The sequence below is a fragment of the Corallococcus sp. M7 genome (genome assembly GCF_054512695.1).
Window position 1 is genome coordinate 9,742,182 of sequence record NZ_CM137252.1, and the last position, 16,340, is coordinate 9,758,521.

The 16,340-nt window shown below is 64.3% G+C and carries 9 protein-coding genes, 2 tRNA genes and 3 rRNA genes; 6 read left to right on the forward strand and 8 right to left on the reverse strand.

Annotated elements, in window-relative coordinates:
* The first annotated feature begins 65 nt into the window (after window positions 1-65).
* The gene (locus ACX114_RS39285) at window positions 66-1,511 is read left to right on the forward strand and encodes a reverse transcriptase family protein (RefSeq protein ID WP_459293101.1); all 1,446 of its coding nucleotides are present in this window, start codon (window positions 66-68) and stop codon (window positions 1,509-1,511) included.
* Here ACX114_RS39285 and ACX114_RS39290 read toward each other — a convergent pair.
* Window positions 1,508-2,491 (reverse strand): alpha/beta hydrolase, encoded by a 984-nt coding sequence (locus ACX114_RS39290; protein WP_459293103.1) that lies wholly within the window; start codon window positions 2,489-2,491, stop codon window positions 1,508-1,510. The genes ACX114_RS39285 and ACX114_RS39290 overlap by 4 nt on opposite strands.
* Window positions 2,492-2,664: 173 nt before the next feature.
* Here ACX114_RS39290 and ACX114_RS39295 point away from each other — a divergent pair, with 173 nt between their 5' ends.
* The 4 genes from ACX114_RS39295 to ACX114_RS39310 all read left to right on the forward strand — a co-directional run bounded on the left by ACX114_RS39295 (window position 2,665) and on the right by ACX114_RS39310 (window position 7,045).
* Window positions 2,665-4,188: a GMC oxidoreductase gene (locus ACX114_RS39295; protein ID WP_459293105.1), complete on the forward strand. Its 1,524-nt coding sequence runs from the start codon at window positions 2,665-2,667 to the stop codon at window positions 4,186-4,188.
* Between the two features lie 99 nt (window positions 4,189-4,287).
* Window positions 4,288-4,905, forward strand: coding sequence for a TetR/AcrR family transcriptional regulator (locus ACX114_RS39300; protein ID WP_459293107.1), 618 nt, complete (start codon window positions 4,288-4,290; stop codon window positions 4,903-4,905).
* Window positions 4,902-6,107: a multidrug effflux MFS transporter gene (locus ACX114_RS39305; protein ID WP_459293109.1), complete on the forward strand. Its 1,206-nt coding sequence runs from the start codon at window positions 4,902-4,904 to the stop codon at window positions 6,105-6,107. Before ACX114_RS39300 ends, ACX114_RS39305 begins: the two co-directional genes overlap by 4 nt.
* Window positions 6,108-6,160: 53 nt before the next feature.
* Entirely contained in the window at window positions 6,161-7,045 is an 885-nt protein-coding gene (locus ACX114_RS39310; protein WP_459293111.1) for a class I SAM-dependent methyltransferase, read from the forward strand.
* Between the two features lie 9 nt (window positions 7,046-7,054).
* Here the strand turns inward: ACX114_RS39310 and lnt are convergent, their stop codons facing one another.
* On the reverse strand, window positions 7,055-8,647 hold the full coding sequence (lnt, locus tag ACX114_RS39315; RefSeq protein WP_459293113.1) for an apolipoprotein N-acyltransferase: 1,593 nt from the start codon (window positions 8,645-8,647) through the stop codon (window positions 7,055-7,057).
* Complete coding sequence (locus tag ACX114_RS39320; RefSeq protein WP_459293115.1) at window positions 8,644-9,219, reverse strand: hypothetical protein; 576 nt, start codon at window positions 9,217-9,219, stop codon at window positions 8,644-8,646. The genes lnt and ACX114_RS39320 overlap by 4 nt, the downstream gene beginning before the upstream one ends.
* Window positions 9,220-9,355: 136 nt before the next feature.
* Between ACX114_RS39320 and ACX114_RS39325 the strand changes: the two genes are divergently transcribed.
* Window positions 9,356-10,213 (forward strand): hypothetical protein, encoded by an 858-nt coding sequence (locus tag ACX114_RS39325; RefSeq protein WP_459293117.1) that lies wholly within the window; start codon window positions 9,356-9,358, stop codon window positions 10,211-10,213.
* A gap of 100 nt (window positions 10,214-10,313) precedes the next feature.
* On the opposite strand, the gene rrf is transcribed toward ACX114_RS39325, so the two are convergent.
* The 5 genes from rrf to ACX114_RS39350 all read right to left on the reverse strand — a co-directional run bounded on the left by rrf (window position 10,314) and on the right by ACX114_RS39350 (window position 15,814).
* Window positions 10,314-10,430 (reverse strand): 5S ribosomal RNA (rrf, locus tag ACX114_RS39330).
* 179 nt (window positions 10,431-10,609) lie between these two features.
* A 23S ribosomal RNA gene (locus ACX114_RS39335) occupies window positions 10,610-13,576 on the reverse strand.
* Between the two features lie 292 nt (window positions 13,577-13,868).
* Window positions 13,869-13,941 (reverse strand) — tRNA-Ala (locus tag ACX114_RS39340).
* Window positions 13,942-13,986: 45 nt separating this feature from the next.
* Window positions 13,987-14,063: transfer RNA gene (locus ACX114_RS39345), tRNA-Ile, on the reverse strand.
* A gap of 214 nt (window positions 14,064-14,277) precedes the next feature.
* A 16S ribosomal RNA gene (locus tag ACX114_RS39350) occupies window positions 14,278-15,814 on the reverse strand.
* Together the 16S, 23S and 5S rRNA genes with 2 tRNA genes alongside form the textbook arrangement of a ribosomal RNA operon.
* Between the last annotated feature and the right edge of the window lie 526 nt (window positions 15,815-16,340).

Here is a 16,340-nt window from a genome sequence, read left to right on the forward strand (position 1 = left end):
TCGACCGCTCGGATTCGTCTCCGTCGCCCCTCCCTGAGCCGCCGCGCCCGTCGAAGGTATTCTCGATGACCGCCAAGCTGGAGTCGTTCGTCCCCGCCGCTCCGCCGCAGGCAGCACCTGAAGTCACGCCCGCGGCCTCCCCCAACACCGTCGCGAAGCGCGAGGCCGCCAAGGCCGCGCACGACGCCCTCATCACGCGCTGGAAGGCCATCACCGAGGCCGGCGGCGCGGACGAATGGGTGCAAGCGCAGCTCGTGGCGAAGGGCGCGCTCGCGGATGAAGTCGACTTCTCCTCGTTGAAGGAGAAGGAGAAGACGGCCTGGAAGGAGAAGAAGAAGGCCGAAGCGGTGGAGCGCCGCGCGCTGGAGCGCCAGGCCCACGAAGCGTGGAAGGCCACGCACGTGAACCACCTGGGCGTGGGCATCTTCTGGAGCGAAGCCGGCCTGCCGGACAAGTTCGACCTGGAGCACCGCGAGGAGCGCGCGCGCCAGAACGGCCTGCCCACGCTGAACAACGCGGAGGAGCTGGCCAAGGCGCTGGGCCTGAGCGTGTCCAAGCTGCGCGGCTTCGCGTTCCACCGTGACGTGGACACGGGCTCCAACTACGTGACGTGGAGCATCCCCAAGCGCACCGGCGGCGAGCGCACCATCACCTCGCCCAAGCCGGAGCTGAAGCAGGCGCAGCGCTGGGTGCTCTCCAACGTCGTGGAGCGGCTGCCGGTGCACGGCGCGGCGCACGGCTTCGTGGCGGGACGCTCCATCCTCACCAACGCGCTGGCGCACCGGGGCGCGGACGTGCTGGTGAAGGTGGACCTGAAGGACTTCTTCCCCTCGGTGAGCTGGCGCCGGGTGAAGGGCCTCCTGCGCAAGGGCGGCCTGCCGGAGAACACCTCCACGCTGCTGGCGCTGATGTCCACGGAGGCGCCGCGCGAGCGCATGTCCTTCCGGGGCAAGACGCTGCACGTGGCGAAGGGTCCGCGAGCCCTCCCGCAGGGCGCGCCCACCTCCCCGGGCATCACCAACGCGCTGTGCCTGCGCCTGGACAAGCGGCTGTCGGCGCTGTCGCGCAAGCTGGGCTTCACGTACACGCGCTACGCGGACGACCTGACCTTCTCCTGGACGAAGGCGAAGGCGCCCAAGGCCCGCCGCGCGCAGGGAGCGCCGGTGGCGGTGCTGCTCGCGCGGGTGAAGGACATCGTGGAGGCGGAAGGCTTCACGGTGCACCCGGACAAGACGCGGGTCGCGCGCAAGGGCAGCCGTCAGCGCGTCACGGGGCTCGTGGTCAACGAGGCCAAGGACGGCACGCCCGCCGCCCGGGTCCCCCGCGACGTGGTGCGCCGCCTGCGCGCGGCCATCCACAACCGCCTGAAGGGCAAGCCGGGCCGCGAGGGCGAGTCGCTGGATCAGCTCAAGGGCATGGCGGCGTTCATCCACATGACGGACCCGGAGAAGGGCCGCATGTACCTGGCTCAGCTCGCGAAGCTCGAAGCCGCCACGCCCGCCCAGGCCTAGCGGGCCCCTGCCTTCTTCGTCCGCCGGGAAGGCTTCTTCGCCGGAGCCTTCTTCTCCACGGACGGAGCCACGGGCGTCTCCACCTCGGGAGCCACCGCCGGCTTCAACGCCGAGTCCGCGAACTCCCGCAGCCTGCGCGGATACTCCGCAGGCGCGGCAGCGGTGAAGTTGCCGTGCGACGCACCCGGGATGCGCCACGTCTGTGCATACGGCGCGACGTGCGTGAACAACTCATCCAGCAGCGGCTGCCCGGACTCCTCCGTCCCCGCGACGATGAACAGCGGCCGGGGCTTGATGCGGTCCACCGCGTCGATGGTCCGCACCTCATCCAGGGCAATCCCCCGCCGCCAGAACGGCACCAGCGCCCCCGTCTGGGTGACGACGCCGAAGCGGCGGAAGTCATACGCCGCCGCCAGCCACAGCGTGTTGAACGGGGACAACAGCACCACCGCCGCGACCTGCGGGTCCTTTGCCGCCACCTCCGCCACCGCCGCGGAGCCAATGGAGAACCCCAGCGCCCCCACGCGAGCCGGATCCACCTCCGGCTGAGCCCGCACGTACGCCAGCGCCGCGCGCACATCCTGGCGCTCCTTGTCGCCCCAGGTGGACGTCTCGCCCCCACTCTGCCCATGCGCGCGCAGGTCGAAGAGCAGCACGCCATACCCCGCGTCGCGCAGCACACGGGCCTCCGGCAGCAAATCCATACGGGTCTGCGACAAGCCATGCGCCAGCACCCACGCCGCCTTGTTCCGGGACGGCACGTACCAGCCGCGCAGCTCCACCCCATCATCCGTGCGCAGCGTCACCTCGCGCGCGGAGGCGAAGTCCGCGGGCAGCACCGCCGCCGGCCTCGCGTAGTGGAAGTACTGCTCGGAGCGCCATGCCGCGCGTCCGCCCAACGCCAGCGCCACCAGCAGCAACGGCAACACCAACACACCCAGCACCCGCCCCCACCGAATCCGCTTCAACAACCCGGCCATGTCCGCACCTCTCCGACAGCAAGCGACCCGTAAGCCAAGGCGGAAGTCACTGCCCGAGGCTGGTGTTGGATCCCGCCAGACATCTAGACCCTATAGGCGCCAATAGGGTCCTGATTTACAATTCAGGCGAACTTTAGCAGCGGCGGCAGAGTGACCGTCCTGGGTGAGCAGGCATGAAGACGTCGAAGACGGTCTATGACGCGGTGGTGGTGGGTTCGGGGGCCTGCGGTGGATGGGCAGCCAAGCAACTGACGGAGGCCGGGCTCCAGGTGCTGGTGCTGGAGGCGGGCCGCGGCGCGAACGCGGACCGGGCGCTCCACCTGATGCACCGTGTGAAGCAGAAGCTGGGCTACCGCATCGAGTCGGACGCCTCCCGCAAGTCGCGCCAGTCCATCCAGGCCACGAGCTTCGCCTGGCCATTCCATCCGCACGCCTTCGTGGATGACGTGGACAATCCCTACACCACGCCAGCCGACGCGCCGTTCGCATGGATCCGCGCGAGGCAGGTGGGCGGCAGGACGAGCGTGAAGGCTCACGGCCGCCAGTTCTACCGGCTGTCTGACTTCAACTTCCACGCGGGCAGCCTGGACGGGCTGAGCCCGGATTGGCCGCTGTCGCACGCGGACCTGGCGCCGTCCTACGAAATCGTGGAGCGGTGGATGGGCCTGTACGGCAACTCGGACGGCGTGGACACGCTGCCGGACTCCGTCTTCGCGGGGCCCGCGCCGCTGTCCCCCGGCGAGGTCCGCCTGCGCGAGAAGGTGAAGGCCCGCTGGCCCGACCGCCACGTCGTCGCCCGGCGGACCTCGAACGCGCCGGTGACGCTGCCGGCGGCGCTGAAGACGGGGCGGCTGACGCTGCGCTCGCACGCCATCGCCAGCCACATCCTGCACGACCCGAACACGGGCAAGGCGACGGGGGTGTCCTTCATCGACGCGAACACCGGCACCTCCGAGGAGGTGCGCGCGAAGGTCGTGGTCGTGGCCGCGGGCACCATTGAATCCACGCGGTTGCTGTTGCACTCGCGCAACCGGGCGTTCCCGGACGGCCTGGCGAACAGCACCGGGCTCGTGGGCAAGCACCTGATGGACCACATGTACCTGCGGGGCATCGAGGCGCGGATGAACCTGCCCTCGCACCTGCACCAGAAGGAACACGGCTGGGCGTACATCCCCCAGTTCCGCAACGTCACCGAGCGCCACCCGGACTTCGCCCGAGGCTACGGCGTGCAGGTCTTCACCTTCGATGACCAGATGCACATGGTGCCCTTCGGAGAGATGGTCCCGCGCGCGGAGAACCGCGTGACGTTGAGCGACACGGTGAAGGACCGCTGGGGCATCCCGGCGGCGCACATCGAGTGCCGTCACTCGGAGAACGACCTGAAGATGACCGAGGACGCCGTCACCTCCTGCCTGGAGATGCTGGAGGAGTCGGGCTGCACGGTGGAGAAGGTCAACAAGCAGCTCTCCGAGCCGGGCATGGCCATCCACGAGGTGGGCACCGCGCGCATGGGCAAGGACCCGAAGACGTCCGTGCTCAACCCGTTCAACCAGAGCTGGGACGTGCCCAACCTCTACGTCACGGACGGCTCCTGCTTCCCCTCGCAGGGCCCGCAGAATCCCACCCTGACGATGATGGCCCTCACCGTCCGCGCCTGCGCCCACCTGGTGGGCGAGCTCAAGGCCGGCCGCATCTGATTGCCCTCTGAAGTCACCGCGAGGGGCCCGGAAGCACGGGCCCCTTGCACGACTGGCTCGGATTTATTACCTACCAGTCAGTAACTAACCCTTCGCGCCATGTCCCGTCCCCCACGCGTCACCGACCTGCAGATCGATGAAGCGGCCCGAGCCGTCTTCCTGGCGCAGGGCCCGTCCGCGCCGCTCCAGGACATCGCGAAGCGGCTGGGCATCTCGCAACCGGCGCTGCTGCACCGGGTGGGCACGAAGGAGGCGCTGATGGCGCGAGCCCTCCGCCCCGTCCCGCCCACCGCGCTGGCGCTGCTGGCCCCAGGACCGAAGGACACCGCGTCCATCGAGGACCAGCTCCTGGAAGCGCTCCTGCACCACCGGGACTTCCTGCGCCAGTTGGTGCCCTGGTTGTTCGTGCTGCACTACTCGGCACTCGGCGGCGCGAGGGCCATGCACCTGGACACGCCACCCCCTGTCGCGCTGCGGGAGGGACTGACGAAGTGGCTCACCCGCGCGAAGCGGGCCGGAAGGGTGGACCTGGCCGAGCCCAGGGTCGCGGCGGAAGCACTCTGTGGAGCGCTGGAGGCCCGCTGCTTCAACGCCCACGTGGGCGGCGCCACCTACGCCCCGGGCGATGACGAAGCCGTCCTGCGCCAGCTCATCCGGATGCTGCTGACGCCAGCGGAAGCGCCCGCACGAAAGCCGCGCAAGAGGACCCCTCGATGACGACCACCACCCCCAAGCTGTCCCGCTCCACGGAGGGGCCCTGGCTGACCCTCATCCTGGGGGTGCTCATCGGCTTCGGGCCGCTGTCCATCGACATGTACCTGCCGGCGTTCCCCGCCATCGGCGAGTCGCTGCAAGCGACCGCGGGCGAGGTGGAGCGCACGCTGGCGACGTTCTTCGCGGGGCTCGCGGTGGGGCAGCTCTTCGCAGGCCCGGTGAGCGACCGCTTCGGCCGCACGAAGCCCCTCTACGCAGGCCTGCTGCTCTACGTCGTGGGCAGCATCGGCTGCGCGACCGCACCATCGGCGGAGGTCCTGGCGGCCTGCCGGTTCGTGCAGGCGCTCGGCGGCTCGGTGGGCATGGTGACCTCGAGGGCGGTCGTTAGGGACCTGCACTCCGGAGCGGCCGCGGCGAGGATGATGTCGCGCCTGGTGCTGGTGATGGGCCTGGCCCCCATCCTGGCCCCGCTGCTGGGAGGCTGGGTGCTGCGCGCCGCGGGCTGGCGAGCCATCTTCGCGAGCCACGCGGTCCTCGGGCTCATCGCCCTGGGAGCGGTCTTCGCCATCCTCCCGGAGACAGCGCCCCCGAGGAGCGGAGCCGCCCCCTCCAAGCCCTTCCAGACCATGTGGGGCATCACGAAGGCGCCGGACTTCATGGGGCACGCGTTGGCGGCGGGGCTCTCGCAGGCAGGGATGTTCGCGTACATCGGCGGCTCGCCCTTCGTGTTCATCACGTTGCACGGCGTGAAGCCGGAGCACTTCGGTTGGTTCTTCGGAGCGAACGCGGCCGGACTGGTGGCGATGTCCCAGATCAACCACTGGCTGTTGTCGCGCTCCTCGCCGGCCCGCGTGTTGAAGCAGGCGGTGCGGGTCGCCACGCTCGCGGGGATTGCGCTCGTGGCGGTGGCGTCGACAGGCTTCGGTGGGCTGTGGGGCATCGCGCTGTCGCTGTTTGTCTTCGTCTCCAGCCTGGGCGCCATCACGCCCAACGCGACGGCGCTGGCCATGGAGCAGCACGCGAAGCAGGCAGGCATCGCGTCAGCGGTGCTGGGAGCGCTGCAGTTCATGCTGGCGGCGGGAGCGTCCGCGGCGGTGAGCGCGAGCCACGACGGCACCGCGAGGCCCATGGCCCTGGGAGTCGCCATCGCCGCCCTGCTCGCCCTGGGAGCACTGAGCCTCGCGAAGCGAGCCCCGGCGCACTGAGCCACGGGTGGGATTGACACCCCGGAACGCGAAGCCCGATGGTGCGGCGCGAAATGCTCGCACCCTTCTACTCCGCGTGCCCTGTCTGCAATGAGACCAGTTCTCGTCCGGTCGTCGCGTTCCAAGAGCTGAGCTACGGCCGCTGCACGGGCTGTGGGCTCATCTACAAGCGGGAGCAGAAGCCAGGGCTGGGCGAGGGCTACGAGGAGAAGTACTTCAAGCACAACCGCGCGAAGTACCTGAGCCGCTGGGACCACCGGGTGCGCAAGTGCCTGCGGCAGGTGCTGGTCTGCCTGGAGTACGCGCCGCACGCGAAGGACCTGCTAGATGTGGGCTGCTCCGCGGGCTACGTGCTGGAGGCAGCGCAGCGAGCAGGCCTGAAGGCCACGGGCCTGGACTACTCCCAGTTCTCGGTGAACCTCTGCCGCGAGCGAGGCTACACCGCCGAGTACGGTTCGCTGACCCAGATGCCGTTCCCGGATGCGTCCTTCGACATCATCACGTTGAAGCACACGCTGGAGCACGTGGATCAGCCCATGGACGGGCTGCGGGAAATCCAGCGCGTGCTGAGGCCCGGAGGCGTGGCCTTCGTCATCGTGCCGGACGCGGCCTACTACAAGATCATCGTGATGCCGAAGAAGGGCCGCTCCTTCCGGCCGGACCGCCGAGGCTGGCAGCACCACGTCTACTTCTACGAGCACAACCTCGCGGACGCCTGCGCCCGGGCCGGAATGCATCCCGTGAAGGCCGGCAAGGACATCTTCCGGAGCAGGCTGGCGAAGGGAGTACGAGCCCCCTACGAGTACGTCCGCTTCGCCTTCCTCTGGGCCTGGGTCCAGGTGTGCCGCCTGACGCACATGCGCCGGGAGATTCAAGTCATCGCCCAGAAGCCCAACGCGGACGCGCAGCTCCCCGCCCCGCGCGCCGAAGCTGCCTGAGCGAGGCCGTTACACAGGCCGGCGAATCCACACCCCCAGCACCACGGCCAGCACGAGCGCCACGGGCCCCAACCAGTCCCCCCAGGTCCCCGCGAGCGAGCTCAGCCGATCCGCCGCCGGCACCCGCATCACGGTGCCAGCGCGCTGGTTGTCCTCGAGCTCCGAGGTCCACGTCCCCGCCGGGTCGATGAACGCGGAGATGCCCGAGTTCGTCACCCGCACCTGGGCCGTGCGCGTCTCGATGCTCCGAAACGCCGCATGCATCAGGTGCAGCCGAGGCGCGGGAGTGCCCGAGAACCACGAGTCATTCGACAGCGTGAGAATCAGGTCCGCCCCCTGGCGCACCTCCGCCGCGACGTAGTTGGGAAAGAGGGCCTCGTAGCAGATGAGCGGAGCGACCTTGAGCACCCGGTCGCCGTTGATCCGGAAGTCCACCAACCGGGGCCCCGGTCCACGCTTCCATCGGCCGGTCCACGGAAGCATCGCGCGCAGGGTGGGCGTATCCACCGCATCCGGAACCCACTCCGTGAGCGGGAACAGCATCGTCTTCCGGTACGCGGCCTGAGCCAGCTCGCCCGTCGCGGAGGGCCCCAGGAACATGGCGGCGTTGAACTCGCGTTCACCGTCCAGGTCGTAGGTACCGAACACCAGCGGGACACCCCGCTCCGCCACCCAGGAGCGGATCTCATCATCCAGAGCGCCGCCGTCCTCGCTCTTCGGGGTGCCGAACGTCGTCGGATACACCGTCTCCGGCCACACCAGCAGGTCCAGCGGCCCCGAGCGCAACAGCGCATCCGACATCGCGTAATGCGTATCCAGGATGTGGCGAACGACCTCGTAGGTCCCCTGCTCCGCGGCCAGCTTCTCGATGTGGGTGATGTTCGCCTGCACCGCGCCCACCACCAGCGAAGGAGCCGAGTGCACCGCCGAGCGCACCTGCCCCAGCCGCACCCATCCATAGCCCCAGCCCACAACGGCCAGCATCACCGCCAGGACCACTGACCGGAGCCGCAAGCCCTGCCGGGAAGCCAGTCCCTTACCCACGGAGACAACACACTCGTTGATGAGCAGCAGGCCCAGCGTGAGCCCCGGAGCACCAGCCAGGTCCGCGCCCTGGCGCAGCGTCTCCGAGGCATAGAGCGCGTGGCCCAGCGTCTCGGCGAACAGCTTGGGCGTGAACCACTCGGTGCCCACATACACGAGCGCGGTGAGCACGGGAGGCACCCACGCCAGGCGCGGCACATCCCCCACCCGCCGGCGCGCATACCAGCGCACCCATGCGGCGGTGATGAACTGGAGCTCCAGCACAGGTGCGATGAGCAGGAACACGCCCCAGCACAGCCACAACGGAGCACGGGAGTACGCCGCGATGGCGCCCGGGAACCAGCCGAACACCGCCGCGGTGAACGTCACCGACAGCAGCACGCCCAGCCCCACGGCGGCGCGAGCGGAACGAGCCCCGTCCAAGGCCGCGAGCCAGGGAGCCATGACCACCACGCCCAGCCACACCCAACCCGGTCGCAGCTGTCCAAAGGCCGCGAACAGCACGGTGGTCGCCGCGACGCCCAGGAGCGCCCCGGCCCACCTCTTCGCGGACGTCACTGCGAGTCCTCGTCCTCGACAGGAATCTCCAGCAGTTGGTGGGGCATGCCGGGGGGAGCCATCTCCTCGGGCACCACGCGGTTCTCCGGGATGGGGATGGGCTGCCCGTTGGCGTCCTTAGGCGTGAAGTCCGGATGGAACATCAGGATGGCCGCGAGCGGCTGTCCGTTGTCCGTCGTCTGGTAGTGGCGCATGTAGCCAGGAGGCAGCTCGAAGCCGTCGGGCACCACGAGCCCCCGCTTCAACGGCTTGGTGCCGCGCTGATACAGCGCCGTCCCGCTCTTGCCCTCGGAAGGAGGCGGCGGCTCATCGACAGGCATGGGAGCAGCTTCCTCCACGGGCAGGGGCGCGGCGACACGCGCGACGGCAGGACGCACCGAAGGGCGCGCAGGCTCCAGGGAGGGAGTCACCGGAGCGGGGCGCTCGGCCACGACCACCTGGGGCAGCTCCTCGACTGGAACAGGGCGGGAGAGCCACCAGAGACAGAGCCCTACGCACAGCCCGGTGATGCCGACGGCCCCACCGATGAGCCAGGAGCCCACGCCACCCGAGGACTCTCGCGAGGGCGTCACCCGCGTCACGCCATCGGAATCCGTGCGACGCTCAGGGCCAGGCTGCGGGGAACGCATGTTTTGAGGGGCCTCCGGGGTGCGTATGCTACGGAAGCCGCTCGCATCGAGGCAATGCGCGCGCGGCCATGCCCCTCCCATGACCGTCGACGCGTCCGGCCCCTTCCCCATCCACGCCTTCACACCCCGTCTGCGCGCCCTGGGAGCGTCTCTGCACGCCACGGTGCTGGGCACACTCGGCTACGCCACCGCGCTGCTGTTCAAGGACGTGCTCGCGGGCACCCAGACGCTGGCACCCGGGCCACTGGCGACGGGACTCGTGGTGGGGGGAGTCCTGCCGTTCATCGCGCTGCGCCTGCTGCGCCTGGGAACGAAGGCCACCGTCACGGTCCGGCCAGAAGGCCTGGTGCTCACCCAGTCCGGGGGAGCGCACTTCGAGATCCCCTTCGAAGCACTGGAGTCCATCCGCCCCTGGTGTCTGCCCATTCCAGGCCCGGGACTGACACTGCGGCTGCGCACGGGGAGAGCCTTCGACTACGGCCTGGAGGTACAGGCGCCCATGCCCCTGCTCGAGGCGATGGGGACGCTGGGAGCGGCACGAGATGATCCGCGGGTGCGCTACGCACAAGCACGAAGCGAGAAGTGGCGGGGGCGTTGGTACGACTGGACCTTGAAGTACGGCCTGGTCCCCGGAGTGCTCGCCGGCATCTTCTTCCGAGCGCACCAATACATCTCCTTCGGAGGCCCGTTCGGAGAGGCCCAGATGTACGGATGGACGGCGTACTTCACGTCCTTCGCACGCACCTGGTTGCCAGTGTTCCTGGCCCTGCTGTTGTTTGGTTGTTTCTGGAGAGCCTTCGCTGAAGCGTTTTGCTTCGGCGCCGCGTGGCTGGGTCCACGGTGGGCACGCAACGTCCGCATCGGAGCGGAGTGGACCTGCCGGACGCTGTATTACGTGGCCCTGCCAGTCTTTCTCGCGGTTCGCCTTCTGGGCTGAGTCTCAAAGACAAACAGCTGCGGGCGCGGATCATGCGCAAGCACAAGCCCGCAAAGACAAAGCCCCTGGCGCCTTGCGGCACCAGGGGCTTTCAAAAAGAATCCGGCAGCGACCTACTCTCCCACGCGGTTTCCCGCGGAGTACCATCGGCTCTGGAGGGCTTAACTTCCGTGTTCGGGATGGGAACGGGTGTGACCCCTCCGACATTGCCACCGGAAAAACGAATGACGGTGCATACGAAGGGTAAGTTGCAAGCTTCCGCTTGAGTGAAGCCTCTTCGAGAAGTCGAAGAAGCAATTGAAACAGCTGCCTTCCGGGCGGACGTACATGACGTCCTGGCCTCGGCCTTGGCCCCGAGTCCCTTACTCCCCTTGAGGGGGCATGCAAGAGAATGGGGGAAGTAAGCCGCTCGACTTATTAGTACTGGTTAGCTTAACGCGTTACCGCGCTTACACACCCAGCCTATCAACGTGGTAGTCTTCCACGAGTCTTCAGGGGCTTGCGCCCGGGATACCTGGTCTTGAGGTCGGTTTCCCGCTTAGATGCTTTCAGCGGTTATCCAATCGGCACATGGCTACCCAGCGATGCCTCTGGCGAGACAACTGGTACACCAGCGGTGCCTCCAACCCGGTCCTCTCGTACTAAGGTCAGAGCCTCTCAAGTATCCTACGCCCACAGCAGATAGGGACCAAACTGTCTCACGACGTTTTGAACCCAGCTCGCGTACCGCTTTAATTGGCGAACAGCCAAACCCTTGGGACCTGCTCCAGCCCCAGGATGCGATGAGCCGACATCGAGGTGCCAAACCTCCCCGTCGATGTGAACTCTTGGGGGAGATAAGCCTGTTATCCCCGGAGTACCTTTTATCCGTTGAGCGATGGCCCTTCCATTCAGGACCACCGGATCACTATGACCTGCTTTCGCACCTGCTCGACCTGTCGGTCTCGCAGTCAAGCTCCCTTATGCCATTGCACTCGACGCCCGGTTTCCAATCGGGCTGAGGGAACCATCGCGCGCCTCCGTTACTTTTTGGGAGGCGACCGCCCCAGTCAAACTACCCACCAGACAGTGTCCCAGTCCCGGCTGACGAGACGTGGTTAGACACCAGAAATCAACAGGGTGGTATTTCACCGTTGCCTCCACCGAACCTAGCGGCCCGGCTTCAAAGGCTCCCACCTATCCTACACAGTCAATCCCTAGTGTCACTGTCAAGTTGTAGTAAAGGTTCACGGGGTCTTTCCGTCTTGCTGCGGGTAAACTGCATCGGCACAGCTATTTCAATTTCGCTGAGTCCCTCTCCGAGACAGTGCGGAAGTCGTTACTCCATTCGTGCAGGTCGGAACTTACCCGACAAGGAATTTCGCTACCTTAGGACCGTTATAGTTACGGCCGCCGTTTACTGGGGCTTCGGATCATCGCTTCGCCTTGCGGCTGACGAATCCCCTTAACCTTCCAGCACCGGGCAGGAGTCAGACCCTATACGTCGGCTTGTCGCCTTCGCAGAGTCCTGTGTTTTTGGTAAACAGTCGCTACCGCCATTTCTCTGCAACCTCTCTCGGCTTCGGCTGTACGCCTACACCTACCAGAGGCCCACCTTCTTCCGAAGTTACGGTGGAAATTTGCCTAGTTCCTTGGAGGAGAGTTCTCTCAAGCGCCTTAGGATTTTCTCCTCACCCACCTGTGTCGGTTTGCGGTACGGACACCCTGCAGACTCCCTGCGGGACTTTTCTTGGAAGCCGAGCATCAGCGACTTACCCCTTGCGGGGCGCCATGGGGTCTCGGGGATGACTGCCGCGCCTTTATTCGTACGCGACACCCCTACGCCTTTAGACTGACACAACCACCGGTCAGCTCGCCTAGCTTTCTCCGTCCTCCCTCAGTTCAACGTCTGCAAGATGGCGCAGGAATATTAACCTGCTTGCCATCACCTACGCCTTTCGGCCTCGGCTTAGGACCCGGCTAACCCTGGGAAGATTAACTTGACCCAGGAAACCTTGGGTTTACGGCGAGGGGGTTTCTCACCCCCTTTATCGCTACTCATTTCGGCATCAGCACTCCCAGTCGCTCCAGCGGCCCTTTCGGTCCACCTTCGCTGCAACTGGGACGCTCCCCTACCGCCATGCATGCCAAACATGCATGACCCGAAGCTTCGGCACTAGTCTTGAGCCCCGTTACATTTTCGGCGCGGCCTGTCTTGACCAGTGAGCTATTACGCTTTCTTTAAAGGATGGCTGCTTCTAAGCCAACCTCCTGGTTGTCAATGACCTGCCACATCCTTTCTAGTGTTCACTTAGACTAGATTTGGGGGCCTTAGCTGTCGGTCTGGGTTATTCCCCTCTTGCCAATGGACGTTATCACCCACTGACTGCGTCCCGGGATAACAATTGCCGGCATTCGGAGTTTGATACGGTTTGGTAATCTGGTGAGACCCCTAGCCGTTTCAGTGCTCTACCTCCGGCATTGAATTACCCGAGCCGATACCTAAATATCTTTCGGGGAGAACCAGCTATCACGGAGTTTGATTGGCCTTTCACCCCTACACACAGCTCATCCCAGAAATTTTCAACTTTCATGAGTTCGGTCCTCCATGCGGTGTTACCCGCACTTCAACCTGGCCATGTGTAGATCACCCCGCTTCGGGTTATAATACACGCAACTTAGCGCCCTATTCGGACTCGCTTTCGCTCCGGCTCCACCTAACGGCTTAGCCTCGCTACGTATATTAAGTCGCCGAATCATGATGCAAAAGGTACGCTCTCGCACTGGCTTGCGCCGTAGTGCTCGAACTGCTTGTAGACATGCGGTTTCAGGTTCTTTTGACTCCCCTCACCGGGGTTCTTTTCACCTTTCCCTCGCGGTACTTGTTCACTATCGGTCGCCAAGGAGTATTTAGGCTTACCGGATGGTCCCGGCAGATTCAGACAGGATTGCACGTGTCCCGTCTTACTTGGGTAACCCGCTCAGCTCCAAAAGGCTTTCGTGTACGCGACTATCACGCTCTTTGGTGCGTCTTTCCAGGACGCTTCCACTAGCCTCTCAAAGTCCTACCGCGGACCCGCTACCCCATCGCCATTTGCATGGCGCTGGTTTGGCCTCTTCCCATTTCGCTCGCCACTACTTTGGGAATCACTCATTGTTTTCTCTTCCTCAGGGTACTGAGATGTTTCACTTCCCCTGGTTTGCTCTGAAACCCTATGAATTCAGGTTGCAGTAACGCAGCTATTCGCCGCGCTGGGTTTCCCCATTCGGACATCTCCGGATCAACGTTTGGTTGGCAACTCCCCGAAGCTTTTCGCAGCCACCCACGTCCTTCATCGCCTCTTGGCACCTAGGCATCCACCGCACGCCCTTAGTAGCTTACTTGCCCTAATCTCTTGTCTAACGCCCGCCTCCCGGCGGATTGTCGAAACTCGGAGACCAATGCCCAGACCTCTGCTCTTCGCTAGCAGGCCCGGAAGACATTCTTTATTGCTGTTTCTCACTGCTTCTTCTTGTGTGGGAGACTTCGCTTTTGTCCCGCCCAACTGCCTCGCGGCGCCAGGTGAGACTCATTTCGAAGTCGGCACTTCTGTTGAGAACTTCACTCAGCAGAAATTGCAACTTACCCTTCGTATGCACTTGTCAAAGAACGTCCCTGCGACTTCCAGGAAACTTGTGGAGCTGATCGGGATCGAACCGACGACATCCAGCTTGCAAAGCTGGCGCTCTCCCAGCTGAGCTACAGCCCCGACTTTCGCGTCGGCTCCCATTCGCATCCCTCCGTTGAGGGAGAATGGTGGGCCTAGGTGGACTTGAACCACCGACCTCGCGCTTATCAGGCGCGCGCTCTAGCCAGCTGAGCTATAGGCCCAAGCGGGGCTAAAGCATCGGCAGAACCCTACAGCGTCCTTCATTCTCAAAGAGCCGAGCACTGCTTCGCTCGGTCCTTCAAAACCAAACAGCAAGCCCGAAGTTCATAATGGATTGTTTATCGGAAACATTGACCTAGAGATGACCTGACAGCCCGAAGGCTGCTGGTGTTGCCTACTCGCCCGAAGGCTGAGTCCAACACCCGGTCTCCTTAGAAAGGAGGTGATCCAGCCGCAGGTTCCCCTACGGCTACCTTGTTACGACTTCACCCCAGTTACCGAGCACTCCTTGGGCATCTCTTGGTGAGATGACTTCTGGAGCAATCGACTCCCATGGTGTGACGGGCGGTGTGTACAAGGCCCGGGAACGTATTCACCGCAGCGTGCTGATCTGCGATTACTAGCGATTCCGCCTTCATGGAGTCGAGTTGCAGACTCCAATCTGAACTGAGACCGGTTTTCTGCGATTAGCTCCCCCTCGCGGGTTTGCAGCGCTCTGTACCGGCCATTGTAGCACGTGTGTAGCCCTGGTCATAAAGGCCATGAGGACTTGACGTCATCCCCACCTTCCTCCGGTTTAACACCGGCAGTCCCTCTAGAGATCCACTTGCGTGGCAACTAAAGGCGAGGGTTGCGCTCGTTGCGGGACTTAACCCAACATCTCACGACACGAGCTGACGACAGCCATGCAGCACCTGTCTCTCGGTTCCCTTGCGGGCACTCCCTCATCTCTGAAGGATTCCGAGGATGTCAAGACCAGGTAAGGTTCTGCGCGTTGCGTCGAATTAAACCACATGCTCCACCGCTTGTGCGGACCCCGTCAATTCCTTTGAGTTTTAGTCTTGCGACCGTACTTCCCAGGCGGAGAACTTAATGCGTTAGCTACGGCACCGCGGGGGTCAACTCCCACGACACCTAGTTCTCATCGTTTACGGCGTGGACTACCAGGGTATCTAATCCTGTTTGCTACCCACGCTTTCGCGTCTCAGCGTCAGTTACCGTCCAGGTGGCCGCCTTCGCCACCGGTGTTCCTCCCCATATCTACGAATTTCACCTCTACTTGGGGAATTCCGCCACCCTCTCCGGCACTCAAGCTCTGCAGTTTCGGGCGCACTTCCTCAGTTGAGCTGAGGGCTTTCACACCCGACTTGCAAAGCCGCCTACACGCGCTTTACGCCCAATAATTCCGAACAACGCTTGCACCCTCTGTATTACCGCGGCTGCTGGCACAGAGTTAGCCGGTGCTTCTTCTCCCGGTACCGTCAAGGCAAAGCGTATTAGGCTTTACGGTTTCGTCCCGGTCGAAAGTGCTTTACAATCCAAAGACCTTCATCACACACGCGGCGTTGCTGCGTCAGGCTTTCGCCCATTGCGCAAAATTCCCCACTGCTGCCTCCCGTAGGAGTCTGGACCGTGTCTCAGTTCCAGTGTGGCTGATCGTCCTCTCAGACCAGCTACCCGTCGTCGCCTTGGTGGGCCATTACCCCGCCAACTAGCTGATGGGCCGCGGACTCATCTGGTTGTGATAGCTTGTATACAGAGGCCACCTTTTCCCTCAGTCTCCGAAGAAACCGTGGGCTTATCCGGTATTAGCCAATCTTTCGACTGGTTATCCCAGGCATCCAGGCAGATTATCCACGTGTTACGCACCCGTGCGCCGCTCTACTAAGGGTTGCCCCTATTCGCGCTCGACTTGCATGTGTTAGGCACGCCGCCAGCGTTCGTTCTGAGCCAGGATCAAACTCTCCAATTGTATTCTTGGTTTGCTTGAACCGGCGTTCCCCGAGACCCGGCTAAGGAGTCTCGGCTCGCTGATTCGTCGGCACTCCCCTCCTCGCTGCGCTTTTCAGCGCTGCTCCTGGAGGTGAAGATGCCCTCAAAAAATTGACTGCGGTTTCCGCAATCCATTACTGCTTGGGCTTGCTATTTGGTTTTCAAAGACCGAGCCGCTTGTTTTGCTTCGCGACTTTTGCTACCGTCTACTTCGTTGCCGGTTTCGCTTCAACCGGCGGGGTTGCAGCTTCTATTTCAGTTCGCAGTCAGCGTCAACTTCGCTTTTGCGTCCTGCGGGCTGTCTCGAATCTCGTCGGCGCCGTCCAGTGACTTCCGCCGCTTCGTTTCGAGGGAGGCGGCTTCTACTTCAGCGCCGTCTTCCTTGTCAACCGCCTGCTGTCAGCTTTTCCCACCGCTTTGCGTCCGTCGTGTTGCCTTCCGGACTGCTGCTTCTTCGGTGGGGCGCGGCTTCTATCTCTTCGCCGCGTTCGCTGTCAACTCGCTTG